Raw genomic sequence first — 16,485 nt, forward strand, 5'->3', positions numbered from 1 at the left:
CTAGTGGGCGAAGTGCTGTGCCGTCGAACGCCCTCCGCCCTTCTCGCGAAGTTCGGCGCACACTTCCTCGATCGCCTCGACGAGGAGAGTGCCGAGGTCGGCACTGAAGCCCTCGCGCACGACGATGCGCAACACCGCCACGTCCTCGGCGTCGGCGGGCATGGTGTATGCGGGAACCTGCCACCCTCGCGCCCGCAACTCGTGTGACACGTCGAAGACCGTGAATCCGGGATCCCCCGCCATCTCGAATGCCACCACCGGAATGTCGGTGCCGTCGGTGATCAGCGTGAAGTACTCGAGTTCCCCGACGCGCTTGCCCACCCGAACGGCGGTGACGCGCAGCGTCTCCATGATCGACCTGTAACCGGCCCGGCCGAGTCGCAGGAAGTTGTAGTACTGGCCCACCACCTGATTGCCCGGCCGCGAGAAGTTCAGTGTGAACGTCGGCATGTCGCCGCCCAGGTAGTTGACCCGGAACACCAGGCCCTCGGGAAGATATTCCCGGTCACGCCACACCACGAACCCGATTCCTGGATACGTCAGCCCGTACTTGTGGCCGCTGACGTTGATCGACGCCACCCGCGGAACCCGGAAGTCCCACAACAGATCCGGATACAGGAAGGGGACGACGAAACCGCCGCTGGCCGCGTCGACATGGATCGGGACGTCGGGGCCGCCGGACGCGGCGAGGTCGTCGAGCGCGTCCGCTATCTCGGCCACCGGTTCGAGTTCCCCGGTGTAGGTGGTGCCCACGATGACGACGGCTCCGATGGTGTTCTCGTCCACCGCGTCACGCACCTGTTGGGGCGTGATGACGTAGCGGCCCTTCTCCATCGGCAGGTACTTGGGCTCGACGTCGAAGTACCGGCAGAACTTCTCCCACACCACCTGCACGTTGCTGCCGAGCACCAGATTCGGCCGCGCCGTGTCCTTCCCGGCCGCCTCCCGCTTCGCCCGCCACCGCCACTTGAGCGCGAGACCGCCCAGCATCACGGCTTCACTCGAACCGATCGTCGACACACCGGTGGCGCTGGCCGGGTCGGTGGTCGACAGGTGGGGGGCGTGGAAGAGGTCGGCCACCATCGACACGCACCGCGACTCGATCGCCGCCGTCGCGGGATACTCGTCCTTGTCGATCATGTTCTTGTCGAACGTCTCGGCCATCAACGTGTCGGCCTCGGGGTCCATCCAGGTGGTAACGAACGTCGCCAGGTTCAGCCGCGAACTGCCGTCGAGCATCAACTCGTCGTGGATGAACCGGTACGCGGCCTCCGGAGCGGATTCGTCGTCCGGCAGGCGCAGCGCGGGAAACGGATCGATCGACAGGCGTCCCGTGTAGGCCGGGGCAAGGATGTCGCGATGGTGATTGTGGTGGTGGTGCTTGCTCATGTGTGTCCCCAATCAGTGGTGTCAGCGCGCGCCGTACGTCAGTTGGTGAATCTCGTCATGGCAGCCCAGTAGGGTCGAATCAGTTCCATTCGATTGTGGCAGGGGAGGACGGGTTGACCACAGCAATCCCGGGAAGTTTCGCGCATCCGATCGAGGTGCGCGGGCTGTCGAAACGCTTCAAGAACGTCGACGCGGTCACCGACCTCGACTTCGCCGTGCCACAGGGATCGATCACCGGATTCCTCGGGCCCAACGGGTCGGGCAAGACCACGACCCTGCGGATGATTCTCGGTCTGGTCCGGCCGACGTCCGGCACCGCCACGGTCGCCGGGGTCCCGATCCGCCTCCTGACCGACCCGGCGCGCACGGTCGGCGCCGTCCTCGACTCCCAGAGCCTGCATCCCAACCGGACCGCCCTCGATCACCTGAAGGTGTACGCGTCCGCGATCCGTGTGCCGGATGCGCGCGCACGGCAGACGCTCGCGCTCGTCGGGCTCGAGGACGTCGCCGGGCGCAAGGCGGGCGGCTTCTCCCTCGGCATGCGTCAGCGACTGTCGCTGGCAACCGCACTGCTGGGCGACCCGCGGATCCTGATCCTCGACGAACCGGCCAACGGACTCGACCCTGAAGGCATCGCGTGGCTGCGCGAGTTCCTGAAGGGATTCGCCGCGTCCGGACGGACCGTTCTGATCTCGAGCCACATCCTGCGCGAGGTGGAGCAGACCGTCGACAACCTCGTGATCGTGAGCCGCGGCTCCCTCGTCTATCAGGGCCGCATGGAGGAGCTGCGCAAGTCGCAGCAGAGCCGGCTGCTGGTGGCGTCCTCGAACCCGCCCGCGCTCGCGACCGCGCTGGCCGCCCGGGGAATAGTCGACGCGCGGTCGCTGGCGGACGGGCGCCTCGCCGTCGTCGGAGCGTCCCTCGACGTCGTCCAGTCGGTCGCCGCCGCGGCCGGGGTCACCATTTTCGGGGCGGTCGGCGACGACATCGACCTCGAACAACTGTTCCTGTCGATGACCGCGGGCCAGTACGTCGCCGGGGCGAGCCCCGCCGCGCCGTGGGGTTACGGCCCGCCGCAGACGTATGCACTGCCACCCGGGTACCCGCAGCAGCCGGGTTACGGTCCCCCGCCCGGGTACGCTCCGCCACCTGCACACCCCCAACACGGTCCGATGTCCGGAGGCCCGCGATGACAGCTCTTCTCACCGCGGAATTCCGCAAGGTCACCACGCTGCGGTTCTGGTGGATGCTCGGTCTCGCACCGTTGGTCGTCGGGATGTTCTCGAGCGCGATCACCCTTCCGGTGATGCGCGCGTTCACCGATGCGTTCGAGGCCGACCCGGGTGACGCCAATCTGGTTGCCACCCTGTTCGGGCTGGCAGTGGCCCTCGCCCTCGTCATTCTCTTCGCCGCGCTGTTCGGGGCGGTGAACGTGGGAACGGAATTCCGCTACAAGACGCTGACCACCACGTTCCTCACCGCCCGCGGCCGGGACGGAGTGATCGGCGCCAAACTCGGCGTCACCGCGGCCTTCGGTTTCTTCTACTGCCTCGTCGTGGAGGTCGTCAGCGTCGCCCTGCTGCTGACGTTCGGCGGCGAGGGTTTCGCGGTGCGCGGATCCCTGTTCGCGATGCTCGGGGCGGCACTGCTCTGCGCCACGTTGTGGGCGCTGCTCGGCGGCGGTGTGTCGATGCTGACCGGCTCATCCGTCGGCAGCACGATCGCACTCGTGGTCTGGTACACCCTCGGCGAGATGATCCTCCGGTCGATCCTCGGCGGGATCGGCCTCGGCTCCGTCGGCGGCATCCTCCCGGTGTCGGCCACCCTCGGGACGGTCGCCAACGCCGCCGCGGGCAACGAGATCGACTGGCTCACTCTCTGGCCCACCGCCCCCCTCGCCCTGCTCGTGTGGACCGCGGTATTCGTCGCCGGCGGCTGGGCGTGCACCCGGCAGCGCGACATCACCTGACACGGCACCGGGCGCCGGCCTGTCGGTGGCCGGCGCTAACGTGGATCCAGTGGCAGGTGAGAGTGCGTCCGGATCGGTGATCGAACGAGAGCAGACGCCGAACCAGGACCAGGCGCGGCCCGGGTGGATTCGGCGGCTGAGCGGTGAATGCTGGGCCCACCGCCGCGTCGCGCTCGGAGCCCTCGGCGTGACGGTGGTCGCCGCAGGCATCGACATCTCGTTCCCTCTCCTCACCAAGTACGCGGTCGACGCAGCGGGATCGGGAAACGCCACGCAGGTGATCGGCACCGCCGCACTGCTCATCGCACTGCTCGCGTGCGTGCGGTTCGGCTGCCAGTTCGGACGCCGGATGCTCGCAGGCAAACTGTCACTCGACGTCCAGCACGATCTGCGGCTCGGTCTGCTGGGCGCACTGCAGCGGCTCGACGGGCGGGGGCAGGATCAGATCCGCACCGGCCAGGTGGTGTCCCGGTCCATCACCGACCTCCAGCTGGTGCAGGGACTTCTCGCGATGGTCCCGCTGTCGGCAGGCGCGCTGCTCCAGTTCGTCCTCGCGCTCGCCATCATGGCGTGGCTGTCGCCGCTGCTGACCGTGGTCGCGCTCGTGATCGTCCCCGCCGTCTGCCTCGTCGTGTACGCGATGAGGCCGAAGCTGTTCGCGGCCACCTGGTCCGCACAGCAGCGGGCCGCCGACCTCGCGCAACACGTCGAGGAGACCGTCACCGGGGTCCGCGTCGTGAAGGGGTTCGGCCAGGAGCGCCGCGCCGTCGACCAGCTCGAAGACCACAGCCGGACGCTGTACGCCGAACGCCTGCGCGCCGCGCGGATCAACGCGCGCTTCGCCCCGACCATGGCGGCGCTCCCTCAGCTCGGTCTCGTCGGCGTCATCGCGCTCGGTGGCTTCCTGGCACTGCACGGCTCCATCACGATCGGCACGTTCCTCGCATTCGCCACATACGTCGCGGCGATGACGGGCGTCACCCGCACGCTGTCGTCCGTCGTGATCATGGCGCAGTTGTCGCGGGCCGCGGTCGAGCGCGTGTACGAGGTGATCGACGCCGAACCGGAAGTCGCGGACCCGGCGCATCCCACGGCCCTGCCCGACGGGCCGCTGGGCGTGGACCTGCGCTCGGTGACGTTCGGATTCGAACCGGACCGCCACATCCTCCGTGGACTCGACCTCTGCATCGCACCCGGCGAGACGGTCGCGGTGGTCGGGATGGCCGGCTCCGGCAAGACCGCACTGTCGCTGCTGCTCCCGCGCTTCTACGCCCCTTCGTCGGGAGCCGTGTCCCTCACCTCCGGGGGCGAGTCGTTCGACGTCTCCCAGCTGTCCGCGGAACAGTTGCGGGAAGCCGTCGGCCTCGTGTTCGACGAACCGTTCCTCTTCTCCGACACCATCGCGGCCAACATCGCGCTCGGCAGGCCCGACGCCAGCGCCGAAGAGATCCGGGCCGCGGCCGCCATGGCCGCCGCCGACGAGTTCGTGTCCGCACTACCGGACGGCTACGACACCGTGGTCGGCGAACGCGGCCTCACCCTGTCCGGCGGTCAGCGGCAGCGGATCGCGCTGGCGCGCGCCCTCCTCACCGATCCGCGGGTGCTGATCCTCGACGACGCAACCTCTGCCGTCGACGCCACCACCGAGGCGTCGATCTTCGAGGCGTTGCGGGCAAATCGGGGCCGGACGGCGCTGATACTCGCGCATCGCCGCTCCACGCTGTCGCTCGCCGACCGTGTCGCGGTTCTCGATGGCGGGCGGATCATCGATTCCGGCACGGTGGCCGAACTCGACGAGCGATGCGCCCTCTTCCGCGCATTGTTCGCCTCCGCCGAGAACTCGGGCCCCCTCGACGTGAGCGTGCCCGCGCAGGCCGACCCCATGCCGTACCGGCGCATACCGCTCGAATCGGAACTGTGGCCGGACGACGACGAGGACTGGGACGTTCCCGGCGGTGCCGTCGCGTCCGGACGCACCCCGGCTCTCGGGTCGGGCGGTGGCCGGACCGCGGGTGGACCGATGGCGGGCGCCCTGGGCAACGTGGCCGCCACCCCGGAACTCCAGCACGCCGTCGATGCGCTTCCGCCCGCCGTCGAGAGCCCGGGAATCGAGACCCGGAACCTCCGGCTGCCCGAGCCCGACTTCCGGCTGTGGCGGATCCTGCGACCGGTTCGTGCCCTCCTCGTCGCCGTCGTCGTCTGCCTCGCGCTCGATTCGCTGGCCGGGATCGCGTTCCCCTCCATCGTCCGGTTCGCCATCGACCACGGGGTGGTCCCCCAGGACTCCGCGACCCTGTGGACGGCGGCGGGGGTCGGCGTTCTCCTCGTGGTGGCCGACTGGCTCGTCGTCGCCTTGATGACGGTGATCACCGCCCGGGCGGGTGAGCGGGTCCTGTTCGGACTGCGGGTACGCAGCTACGCCCACCTGCAGCGACTCGGCCTCGACTACTACGAGCGCGAACTGTCGGGCCGGATCATGACCCGGATGACCACCGACGTCGACGCGTTGTCGTCGTTCATCCAGACGGGTATGTCGACCGCCGTGGTGAGCGTGCTGACGGTCGCCGGCATCTCCGTCGCCCTCGTCGCCACCGATGTCACGCTCGCGTTGGTGGCGCTCGCCGTCATTCCGCCGCTGGTCGTCGCGACCCTGCTCTTCCGCCGGATCTCTTCGATGGCGTACACCGTGTCGCGGGAGCGGATCTCACTCGTCAATGCCGACTTCCAGGAGAACATCGCCGGGTTGCGGGCCGCCCAGGCATACCGGCGGGAGGAATTCGCCGCCCGCCGGTTCGCCGAGCGTGCGAACAGCTATCGACGCAGCCGGATGCGGTCGCAGCGGGCGATCTCCGTGTACTTCCCGTTCATCGCGTTCCTGTCGGACCTGGCGCTGGCCGCCGTCGTGTTCGTCGGCGCCCGGCAGGTCGCGGGCGGCGACACCACGGCCGGAACGCTCGTCGCGTTCGTGCTGTACCTGGGGTTGCTGTTCGGGCCCATCCAGCAGCTGTCGCAGGTGTTCGACGGGTACCAGCAGGCCAGTGTGGGTCTGCAACGGATCGGTGACCTGCTCCGCACACCCAGTTCCATCGAGCGGGCCACCTCCCGCGACGACCTGCAGCCGGTCGCTGGGCACCTGCGCGGCGAGCTGTGCCTGCGCGACGTCGGGTTCCGGTACCAGGGCGCGGACAGCGACGCCCTGACCGACATCGACCTGCACATCCCCGCCGGCACCACGGTCGCCCTCGTCGGCAAGACCGGCGCGGGCAAGTCGACCATCGTGAAACTGCTCGCCCGTTTCTACGACCCGACGTCCGGCGCGGTGCTCGTCGACGACGTGGACCTCCGCCGGTACCCGCTCGGCGCGTACCGCGGGCGGCTCGGCGTGGTCCCCCAGGAAGCCCACCTCTTCACCGGCACCGTCGCCACCAACATCGCCTACGGTCGCCCCGACGCGAGCCGCGCGGAGATCGAGGACGCCGCCCGCGCGGTCGGCGCCCTCGGCACCATCGCCGAGTTGCGGGGTGGGATGCATCACCCCGTCGGCGAGCGCGGGCAGGGCTTGTCGGCGGGTCAGCGGCAGCTGATCGCGCTCGCCCGGGCCGAGCTCGTCGACCCAGACCTGCTGCTGCTCGACGAAGCGACCGCGACCCTCGATCCGGCCACCGAGCAGGTAGTTCTCGATGCGAGCAGCCGGGTGACACGCACCCGCACGTCGGTGGTCGTAGCCCACCGACTGGCCACCGCGGCCCGGGCAGATGTCATCCTCGTGATCGACAAGGGACGGGTTGTCGAGACCGGTTCGCACGCCACCCTGCGCTATGCCGGTGGCCACTATTCGGGACTGTGGGATGCGGCGGAGACCGGCGCGGGGAATAATCGCGGGGCGAGAACCGTCATCGATGGTGACCCCATCGGTTGGCCGTGAGACAGCTCACACGTGCGGGCCTGGCGATCTACACGTCACACGCGAGGGCTAGTCTCATGTATATAGGCGCTCTGATCGGGTACCGAAATAGAAACGAGGCGAACACCTGCCGTGAGCAGCAGCTCTACATCCCAGTTCGGACAGAACCAGTGGCTGGTTGACGAAATGTACCAGCGTTTCCAGGACGATCCGTCGTCCGTGGACGCGAGTTGGCACGAATTCCTGACGGATTACTCTCCGGACGCCGCCGCCAAGGCAGGCGCAGCCAACGGACACGGCACGAACGGCACCACCACCGCCGCACCGGCTGCCGCTCCCCCCGCCAAGACTTCGACCCCCCCGGTTTCCGAGTCCAAGACAGCACCCCCGTCTCAGACCAAGACGGCCAACGGCGCCGCGCCGAAGACCGCACCCAACGGTGCGTCCTCGAAGGCTGCTGCCCCGAAGACCGAGGCCCCCAAGAAGGCCGCACCCGCAAAGGACGTCGCTGCGAAGGACGCCAAGGCGCCCGCTCCGGCCGCCGACGAGTCGAAGGTTCTCCGCGGCGCAGCTGCTGCCGTCGCCAAGAACATGTCGGCGTCGCTGGCCATTCCGACCGCCACCAGCGTTCGCGCCATCCCTGCGAAGCTGATGTTCGACAACCGGATCGTCATCAACAACCACCTCGCCCGTACCCGCGGCGGCAAGATCTCGTTCACGCACCTCCTCGGTTACGCGATCGTGCAGGCGGTCAAGGCGTTCCCGAACATGAACCGGCATTTCGCCGAGATCGACGGCAAGCCGAACGCGGTCACCCCCGCACACACCAACCTCGGCCTGGCCATCGACCTGCCGGGCAAGGACGGCAACCGGTCCCTCGTCGTCGCCGCGATCAAGAACACCGACACCCACAACTTCACGCAGTTCTACAGCGCCTACGAGGACATCGTCCGGCGCGCGCGTGACGGCAAGCTCACCGCCGAAGACTTCTCGGGTGTCACGATCTCGCTCACCAACCCCGGCGGCATCGGCACCGTGCACTCCGTGCCGCGACTGATGAACGGCCAGGGCGCCATCATCGGTGCCGGCGCGATGGAGTACCCCGCCGAGTTCCAGGGCGCGAGCGACGAACGCCTCGCCGAGATCGGCGTCGGCAAGCTCATGACGCTCACCTCGACGTACGACCACCGCATCATCCAGGGTGCCGAGTCCGGTGACTTCCTCCGGACCATCCACAACCTGCTGATCAGCGACGAGTTCTACGACGAGATCTTCCACGCGCTGCACATCCCCTACGAGCCGGTCCGCTGGCGCAAGGACGTGCCCGAAGGCGCCGTCGACAAGAACACCCGTGTTCTCGAGCTGATCGCCGCGTACCGCAACCGCGGTCACCTGATGGCCGACACGGATCCGCTGCAGTTCGTCAAGGACAAGTTCCGCAGCCACCCGGACCTCGACGTCCGGACGCACGACCTGACCCTGTGGGACCTCGACCGTGAGTTCAAGGTCGGCGGCTTCCACGGCCAGGAGAAGATGAAGCTGCGCGACGTACTCAGCGTGCTGCGCGACGCGTACTGCCGCCACGTCGGTGTCGAGTACACGCACATCCTGGAACCGGAGCAGCAGCAGTGGCTGCAGGATCGGGTCGAGGCGCACCACGTCAAGCCGACGGTCGCTCAGCAGAAATACATCCTGAGCAAGCTCAATGCGGCCGAGGCCTTCGAGACGTTCCTGCAGACCAAGTACGTCGGTCAGAAGCGGTTCTCCCTCGAGGGCGCCGAGTCGGTCATCCCGATGATGGACGCCGTCATCGACCAGGCCGCCGAGCACCAGCTCGACGAGGTCGTCATCGGCATGCCGCACCGCGGTCGTCTCAACGTTCTCGCGAACATCGTCGGCAAGCCCTACTCGAAGATCTTCACCGAGTTCGAGGGCAACATGAACCCGGCGGCCGCGCACGGCTCCGGCGACGTGAAGTACCACCTCGGTGCCGAGGGCCAGTACATCCAGATGTTCGGCGACAACGACATCACCGTGTCGCTCACCGCCAACCCGTCGCATCTCGAGGCGGTCGACCCGGTTCTCGAGGGTCTGGTCCGCGCCAAGCAGGACATCCTCGACAAGGGCGAGGACGGCTTCACCGTACTGCCGCTCATGCTGCACGGCGACGCCGCTTTCGCCGGTCAGGGTGTCGTGGCGGAGACGTTGAACCTGGCGCTGCTGCGCGGGTACCGCACCGGCGGCACCGTGCACATCGTGGTCAACAACCAGGTCGGTTTCACCACCGCCCCGGAGCACTCGCGGTCGTCCGAGTACTGCACCGATGTCGCGAAGATGATCGGCGCACCGATCTTCCACGTCAACGGCGACGACCCCGAGGCCTGTGTGTGGGTCGCCCAGCTTGCCGTCGACTTCCGGGAGAAGTTCCAGAAGGACGTCGTCATCGACATGATCTGCTACCGCCGTCGCGGTCACAACGAGGGCGACGACCCGTCGATGACGCAGCCGGCGATGTACGACGTGATCGACACCAAGCGCAGCGTCCGTAAGAGCTACACCGAATCCCTGATCGGGCGCGGCGACATCTCGCTGAAGGAAGCCGAAGACGCCCTGCGCGACTACCAGGGCCAGCTGGAACGGGTGTTCAACGAGGTCCGCGAACTCGAGAAGTACACCCCGGAGCCCAGTGAGTCGGTCGAACTCGACCAGGTGCTGCCCACGAAGCTGAAGACGTCCGTGGATGCGTCCGTGCTCGCGCGGATCGGCGACGCGTTCGTCGACCTGCCCGACGGCTTCACGGTGCACCCGCGCGTCAAGCCGGTCATCGAGAAGCGCCGCGAAATGTCCCGCGAGGGCAAGATCGACTGGGCCTTCGCAGAACTGCTCGCGTTCGGTTCGCTGGTCGACCAGGGCAAGATGGTCCGCCTCTCCGGCCAGGATTCCAAGCGCGGCACGTTCACGCAGCGTCACTCGGTCCTCATCGACCGCAAGACGGGCGCCGAGTACACCCCGCTGCAGAACCTCGGCAGCGAGAACCCCGGCAAGTTCCTGGTCTACGACTCCGCTCTCAGCGAGTTCGCCGCTGTCGGCTTCGAGTACGGCTACTCCGTGGGCAACCCGGACGCGCTGGTGCTGTGGGAGGCGCAGTTCGGTGACTTCGTCAACGGCGCGCAGTCGATCATCGACGAGTTCATCTCGTCCGGCGAGGCCAAGTGGGGTCAGCTCTCCGACGTCGTGCTGCTGCTGCCGCACGGCCACGAGGGCCAGGGTCCCGACCACACGTCCGGTCGTATCGAGCGCTTCCTGCAGTTGTGCGCCGAGGGTTCGATGACCGTGGCAGTCCCGTCCACCCCGGCCAGCTACTTCCACCTGCTGCGGCGCCACTCGCTCGACGGAATCCGCCGCCCGCTGGTGGTGTTCACGCCGAAGTCGATGCTGCGTAACAAGGCCGCCGTCTCCGAGGTCGAGGACTTCACCACCGGCAAGTTCCGCTCGGTGTTCGAGGAGCCCACGTACGAGACGGGCGACGGCGAGCGCGACAAGGTTCGCCGTGTCCTCCTCGTCAGCGGCAAGCTGTACTGGGAACTGCTCGCGAAGAAGCAGAAGGACAACCGCGAGGACATCGCGATCGTCCGCATCGAGCAGCTGTACCCGGTTCCGAGCCGGCGTCTCCGCGAGACGCTGGACCGCTACCCCAACGCGACCGAATTCCGGTGGGTTCAGGAGGAGCCGGCCAACCAGGGTGCGTGGCCGTTCTTCGGGCTCGCGCTGCCCGAGTTGCTGCCCGACAAGCTGTCCGGGATCAAGCGCATCTCGCGCCGTTCGATGTCGGCACCGTCCTCGGGTTCGAGCAAGGTGCACGCCGTGGAGCAGCAGGAAATCATCGACGAGGCCTTCGGCTGAGTTCGATCGCCTGAGCTGCCATCGAGCCGGGTCGAGTTCACTCCACGGAGTGGATTCGACCCGGCTTCGTTGTATCTCGGGCCAGATAGGCGGGCACTCACCGCCCGGCCTCACGCACCCCTTCTCGACACACGCACCCCTTCTGGCGCCCTACAGCGGGTGCGGCTACCGAAAACGAGAGCGTGCGCAGCGAAAACGCACCGGGGACATTCCCCGGTCCGAGCTATGTCAGGTTGTGGTGGCCGAGAGCAGCGCCGCGGCGATCTCGGGGGCCGCGGCGATGGCGAGGGCGGGAAGGGCCTGGACGTTGAGTTCGATCAATTCGTCGCGGGTGAGGTGCGGGTCGCGCAGCCAGGTGATGGTGACTTCCTCGACGTAGGCGATCCATCCGCGGACGGCGAGTTCGACTGCTCGGGTGCGTTCGATTCCGATCGCGGGAAGTTGTTCGAGGGTCCGTTCGGACATGACGGCACGCGTGTCCTCGAAGACGGCCCGCATATCGGGGTCGCCGCTCGCGGTTCCCCGCAGCAGCGAGACGTAGGTGGCGCGGTTCTCGCTGACGTAGTCGACGTACGAGGCCAGTACCGAACGCAGGATCTGCATGGGATCGCGCGCCTGCCCGACGTAGGGGTCGGGCGCGGTGCGCGCGAGCATTTCGCTGCTGGTGTGCCGCACGATCTCGAGGTGGAAGTCGTGCTTGGAGGCGAAGTAGTGGAACAGCAGGCCTCGGGAGACACCGGCCTGATCTGCGATGTCTTCGACGGAGATCTGTTCGAGGGGGCGTTGGGCCAGCATCTTCGCGCCCAGGTCGATCAATTGCGCGCGCCGCTGTTCGGGGCTGAGACGGGTCCGCTTCACAACGTCCATGAGACAAGACTACTGAATGAAGGTCAATAGGCTATTGACTGCCCCTCAATAGCGACCTATGGTCTATTACATGAGTCTCCCCGTCACAGACACTTACGACCCCACCGCGGGTGTCCGCCACATCGACACGCTGATCATCGGCAGCGGGTTCGCCGGCCTCGGCGCGGCGATCAAGCTGACCCAGGCAGGCAAGACCGACTTCCTCGTGCTCGAGCGCGGCACCGAGGTCGGCGGCACCTGGAGGGACAACACGTACCCGGGTGCGGCGTGCGACGTCCCGTCGCATCTGTACTCCTACTCGTTCGCCCTGAACCCCGAATGGACTCGGTCGTTCTCGACGCAGCCCGAGATCCAGAAGTACATCCAGTCGGTGGCCGACGAGTACAAGGTGCGCGACAAGCACCTCTTCGGTTGTGACGTGCAGTCCGCTCACTGGAACGAGGCGACCACTCGGTGGGAGGTCAGCACTACCAAGGGGAACTTCGTCGCGAAGGTCGTGGTATCCGCTGTCGGCGCTCTGTGCGAGCCGTCCCTCCCCGACATCAAGGGCATCGAGGACTTTCGGGGCGAGATCTTCCACTCCGCCCGCTGGAACCACGACGCCGACCTGACGGGCAAGCGCGTCGCCGTCATCGGCACCGGCGCCTCGGCCATCCAGATCGTCCCGGCGATCGGCAAGAAGGTGTCGCATCTCGACGTGTACCAGCGCACCGCGCCGTGGATCCTGCCCCGCGCGGACCGCGAGTACACCGCGCTCGAGCACACCGCGTTCAAGTACCTGCCCGGGTTCCAGAAGCTGTGCCGCACCGGCATCTACTGGATGCGGGAGAGTCAGGTCGTGGGGCTCGCGAAGGCCCCGATCTTCATGAAGCCGCTGCAGTTCGCGGCCGAGCGCCACCTGCGCCGTCAGATCAAGGACAAGGATCTACGCAAGAAGGTGACGCCGAACTTCCAGATCGGCTGCAAACGCATGCTGATCTCGAACAACTACTACCCCACCCTCGCGCAGGACAATGTCGACCTGGTCACCGACGGCATCGCCGAGGTCACCGCCGACTCGGTGATCGCGAAGGACGGCACCGTCCGCGAAGTCGACGCCATCGTCGTCGCCACCGGTTTCCACGTCACCGACTCCCCCACGTTCGAGGGCATCTTCGGCAAGGACGGGCGTTCCCTCGCCGAGGTCTTCGACGAGGGCGGACAGCAGGGCTACAAGGGCGCCGCGATCGCGAACTTTCCCAACATGTTCTTCCTCGTGGGCCCCAACACTGGTCTGGGCCACACCTCGATGGTCTTCATGATCGAGTCACAGCTCAACTACCTCGTCGACGCCCTGCAGACGCTCGACAAGTACGACATCGGCAAGATCGAGGTCCGTCAGGACGCGCAGGACCGGTACAACGCCGATCTCCAGGAGAAACTGTCGCACAGCGTCTGGAACAACGGTGGGTGCGCGAGCTGGTACCTCGACAAGCACGGCAACAACACGACACTGTGGCCGGGCTTCACGTTCCAGTTCCGCAACGAGACCAGGCGTTTCGACCTCGGCGCGTACGACAGCGTGGCCACCGCGGACCTGCCGGCACCCGTGTACGTCAACGGCTCGGTCCCCGGTTCCACCGCCATCCCGGCACAGATCGACCTCGACGACGACAAGGTGACAGCACAGTGAGCGAGTTCGCAGGCAAGGTAGTCGTGATCACCGGCGCCGGTTCCGGCATCGGCAGGGCACTCGCCCTGAACCTCGCGGGCAAGGGTGCCCGGCTGGCGATCTCGGACATGGACACGGTCGGGCTCGCCGAGACCGCACGCAAGGCCGAGGCGCTGGGCGCCGACGTCAAGTCCGATCACCTCGACGTCACCGAGCGCGAGGCGGTGCTCGCGTACGCCGACGCGGTGCGCGCTCACTTCGGCACGATCAACCAGGTGTACAACAACGCCGGCATCGCCTACCACGGTGAGTTCGAGAAGTCCGAGTTCAAGGACATCGAGAAGATCATGGACGTGGACTTCTGGGGAGTCGTCAACGGCACGAAGGCCTTCCTGCCGCATCTCATCGCGTCGGGCGACGGTCACGTCGTGAACGTCTCGAGCCTCTTCGGTCTGCTGTCGATGCCCGGTCAGAGCGCGTACAACTCGGCGAAGTTCGCGGTGCGCGGTTTCACCGAGTCGCTGCGCCAGGAAATGCTGATCGCCAAGCACCCGGTCAAGGTGACGTGCGTGCACCCCGGCGGCATCAAGACGGCCATCGCCCGCAACGCGACAGCGGGCCCGGGCGAAGACCTCGACACGTTCGCGAAGTTCTTCGACCAGAAGCTTGCACGGACCACGCCGGAGGCGGCGGCCGAGACCATCGTGACCGGTGTCCGCAAGGGTAAGCCGCGGGTGCTGATCGGCGGCGACGCCAAGTTCCTCGACGCCTGGGTGCGAATCGTCGGGCCGAGCTATCAGCGGGTGGTCGCCGTCATCGCCGGACGAATTCTTCCCAAGTCGAACTGAGGTACCGATGACCTTCCACCTGCCGCTGCCGGTCGTCGCGACGGCCCTCCGGCCGTTCTACCGGCTCAGCCTCAATGCGAGGCTTCCGTACGCGGTCCAGCGGGCGATCCTCGAACTCGCTGCCCCGTTGCAGCAGTTGCCTGCAGGCGCCGTCGTCCGTCCGGCCGTGCTGGCGGGCCGGTTGGCAGAGCGAATCACGGTGGGAGCCACCGATCCCCGGACCGCGGTGCTGTATCTGCACGGCGGGGCGTACACGATCGGTTCTCCGAAAACACACCGTTCGCTGGCGGCTCACCTCGCGAGGGAGTCCGGCAGCGCGGTCTACACCCTCGATTACCGGTTGGCTCCGGAGCATCCGTTCCCGGCCGGACTCGAGGACGCGGTGGCGGCGTATCTCGAGCTGACCACGGAACACGGCTACGCGACAGGGCAACTCGCCGTCGCGGGGGATTCGGCGGGCGGGGGTCTCACGGTCGCCACCGCGCGGCGCCTGATCGACCGGCACGGTGTGACTCCGGCCGCGCTGGCGCTGATCTCGCCGTGGGTCGATCCGGGCCGCCGCGACACCTCCCGAGACCGGGATCTCGTGGTCAACACGGCGTGGTCGACCGACGCCGCCGAGAAGTACCTCGGTACCGGCGATGCGCACGACCCGGGTTACGCACCGCTGCACGCGAATCTGGCAGGGCTGCCGTCCACCCTGGTCCATGTCGGGGTGGACGAGGTGCTCTACCCGCAGATCATGGAGTTCGTGGCGAAGCTCGATGCGTCGAAGGTCGATGTCATGCTCACCGAGTACGCCCGGCTGTGGCACGTCGCCCATCTTCAGGCGTCCCTGGTCCGCGAGGCCGCGGACGCGGTCGCCGAACTCGGGGCCTTCCTGGGTTCACAGATGGGCGTCGAGCCACACGCGCGCCACGTCGGCTGAACCTGCACCATCGCGGACCTGGCCGATCATGTCGGCCAGGTCCGCGGTGGTCAGCTCACCCGCCACGACGTTGAGCGCCTTCTGCTGAGCTTCGCCGAGGGTTCCGATCCGGAACAGCGGCACCACGTTCTGTGCGGTGAACACGTGCTCGTCGTCCGCCAGCAGTACCAGGTCCGCGGCCGCCACGTCCGGTGACGCGGTGGTCACTCCGGCCACCTCGAGGGCGCCGTCCGGAGCGTCCGGGCCCGCGAGTTCCCCGACAGCCGCGGCGTCGTCGGCCACCGTCCGGGTCTGCGCGAAAGTGCACCCCGTCAGCCGGGGAAGGGCGTCTGCCTCGAAGTTCGGGCCGAGCGCCGCGGTACTCCCGGCGCATGCGGGCACCAACTCGTCGAGCGTGGTGAGATCACGCGTCCCGGACACCTGCGACGTCACCGCCAGTGCCGAGCGGTCCTCGGCAGCTGCGTAGTCGGAGATCGAAAGCCCCTGCGGCAGAGCCTTGCTCAACGCCTCGAACACGTCGTCCGGTTCGGTCTCCACCGAGCCGGGGTCGTAGTAGCGCAACAACCGGCCCGTGAACTCCGGTACCAGCGTGACGTTTCCGGCATCGAGCTGACCGAGGTATGCGGTCCGGTCGCCGAGCCCCGCCTCGTTCGTGACCGGCGCCCCCGTCGAACGCAGGGCACCGGCATAGATCTCGGCCAGGATCCGGCTGTCCGCGCCGTCACCGGCCCCCACCACGATCTCGCCCGTCGGCCGGCCCGAGGAACCGTCGAGGGTCGCGTCGCCGCCGCACGCCGCCGACGTTCCCACGACGAGAAGCAGGGCCGACGCGGTGATCAATGCCCGGGACCACCGTGCCGGGCGTGGTCCGCGTCCGCCCGATTCGCCTGTCCGTGTGTGTGCCACGTCGCGCCTTTCGTTTACCTCGAGCTGGTCGAAAACCGTGCTCTGTCCGTCCCTATCGTTACACTGGCCAACCGATGGCGCGGACACGCGTCCACCGGTTTCCGTCGGCAGGTCCGGCGC

The 16,485-nt window shown here is 67.6% G+C and carries 10 protein-coding genes; 7 read left to right on the top strand and 3 right to left on the bottom strand.

All coding sequences use genetic code 11. The features are described from left to right. Entirely contained in the window at positions 1-1,389 is a 1,389-nt protein-coding gene (locus tag H0B43_RS06650; protein ID WP_185728775.1) for a glutamate decarboxylase, read from the bottom strand. 113 nt (positions 1,390-1,502) lie between these two features. Here H0B43_RS06650 and H0B43_RS06655 point away from each other — a divergent pair, with 113 nt between their 5' ends. The 4 genes from H0B43_RS06655 to H0B43_RS06670 all read left to right on the top strand — a co-directional run bounded on the left by H0B43_RS06655 (position 1,503) and on the right by H0B43_RS06670 (position 11,165). After that, on the top strand, positions 1,503-2,582 hold the full coding sequence (locus H0B43_RS06655) for an ABC transporter ATP-binding protein (RefSeq protein ID WP_185728774.1): 1,080 nt from the start codon (positions 1,503-1,505) through the stop codon (positions 2,580-2,582). After that, a complete protein-coding gene (locus H0B43_RS06660; protein WP_185728773.1) occupies positions 2,579-3,358 on the top strand; it encodes an ABC transporter permease in 780 nt (259 codons plus the stop codon). Before H0B43_RS06655 ends, H0B43_RS06660 begins: the two co-directional genes overlap by 4 nt. A gap of 49 nt (positions 3,359-3,407) precedes the next feature. Then, positions 3,408-7,283, top strand: a complete 3,876-nt coding sequence (locus H0B43_RS06665; protein ID WP_185728772.1) for an ABC transporter ATP-binding protein — start codon at positions 3,408-3,410, stop codon at positions 7,281-7,283. Between the two features lie 111 nt (positions 7,284-7,394). Further along, the gene (locus H0B43_RS06670) at positions 7,395-11,165 is read left to right on the top strand and encodes a multifunctional oxoglutarate decarboxylase/oxoglutarate dehydrogenase thiamine pyrophosphate-binding subunit/dihydrolipoyllysine-residue succinyltransferase subunit (RefSeq protein ID WP_185728771.1); all 3,771 of its coding nucleotides are present in this window, start codon (positions 7,395-7,397) and stop codon (positions 11,163-11,165) included. Between the two features lie 228 nt (positions 11,166-11,393). Here the strand turns inward: H0B43_RS06670 and H0B43_RS06675 are convergent, their stop codons facing one another. Then, complete coding sequence (locus H0B43_RS06675; protein WP_185728770.1) at positions 11,394-12,032, bottom strand: TetR/AcrR family transcriptional regulator; 639 nt, start codon at positions 12,030-12,032, stop codon at positions 11,394-11,396. 70 nt (positions 12,033-12,102) lie between these two features. Between H0B43_RS06675 and H0B43_RS06680 the strand changes: the two genes are divergently transcribed. Genes H0B43_RS06680 through H0B43_RS06690 form a run of 3 tightly spaced genes read left to right on the top strand, consistent with a single transcriptional unit; the run spans position 12,103 to position 15,459 of the window. After that, positions 12,103-13,704 (top strand): NAD(P)/FAD-dependent oxidoreductase, encoded by a 1,602-nt coding sequence (locus tag H0B43_RS06680; protein ID WP_185728769.1) that lies wholly within the window; start codon positions 12,103-12,105, stop codon positions 13,702-13,704. Next, positions 13,701-14,531, top strand: a complete 831-nt coding sequence (locus H0B43_RS06685; RefSeq protein WP_185728768.1) for an SDR family oxidoreductase — start codon at positions 13,701-13,703, stop codon at positions 14,529-14,531. The genes H0B43_RS06680 and H0B43_RS06685 overlap by 4 nt, the downstream gene beginning before the upstream one ends. Positions 14,532-14,538: 7 nt before the next feature. After that, positions 14,539-15,459, top strand: coding sequence for an alpha/beta hydrolase (locus H0B43_RS06690; protein WP_185728767.1), 921 nt, complete (start codon positions 14,539-14,541; stop codon positions 15,457-15,459). Here the strand turns inward: H0B43_RS06690 and H0B43_RS06695 are convergent. Then, positions 15,418-16,299 (bottom strand): ABC transporter substrate-binding protein, encoded by an 882-nt coding sequence (locus H0B43_RS06695; protein ID WP_252189851.1) that lies wholly within the window; start codon positions 16,297-16,299, stop codon positions 15,418-15,420. The two genes, H0B43_RS06690 and H0B43_RS06695, sit on opposite strands and share 42 nt — an antisense overlap. Positions 16,300-16,485: the final 186 nt, after the last annotated feature.

The organism is Rhodococcus sp. 4CII, assembly GCF_014256275.1.
GTDB classification, from domain to species: domain Bacteria; phylum Actinomycetota; class Actinomycetes; order Mycobacteriales; family Mycobacteriaceae; genus Rhodococcus_F; species Rhodococcus_F wratislaviensis_A.

Bases quoted from the DNA above. Each gene is read 5' to 3' on its own strand.
- H0B43_RS06690 (WP_185728767.1), top strand. From the start codon at position 14,539: ATGACCTTCCACCTGCCGCTGCCGGTCGTCGCGACGGCCCTCCGGCCG.
- H0B43_RS06680 (WP_185728769.1), top strand. From the start codon at position 12,103: ATGAGTCTCCCCGTCACAGACACTTACGACCCCACCGCGGGTGTCCGC.
- H0B43_RS06650 (WP_185728775.1), bottom strand. From the start codon at position 1,389: ATGAGCAAGCACCACCACCACAATCACCATCGCGACATCCTTGCCCCG.
- H0B43_RS06675 (WP_185728770.1), bottom strand. From the start codon at position 12,032: ATGGACGTTGTGAAGCGGACCCGTCTCAGCCCCGAACAGCGGCGCGCG.
- H0B43_RS06660 (WP_185728773.1), top strand. From the start codon at position 2,579: ATGACAGCTCTTCTCACCGCGGAATTCCGCAAGGTCACCACGCTGCGG.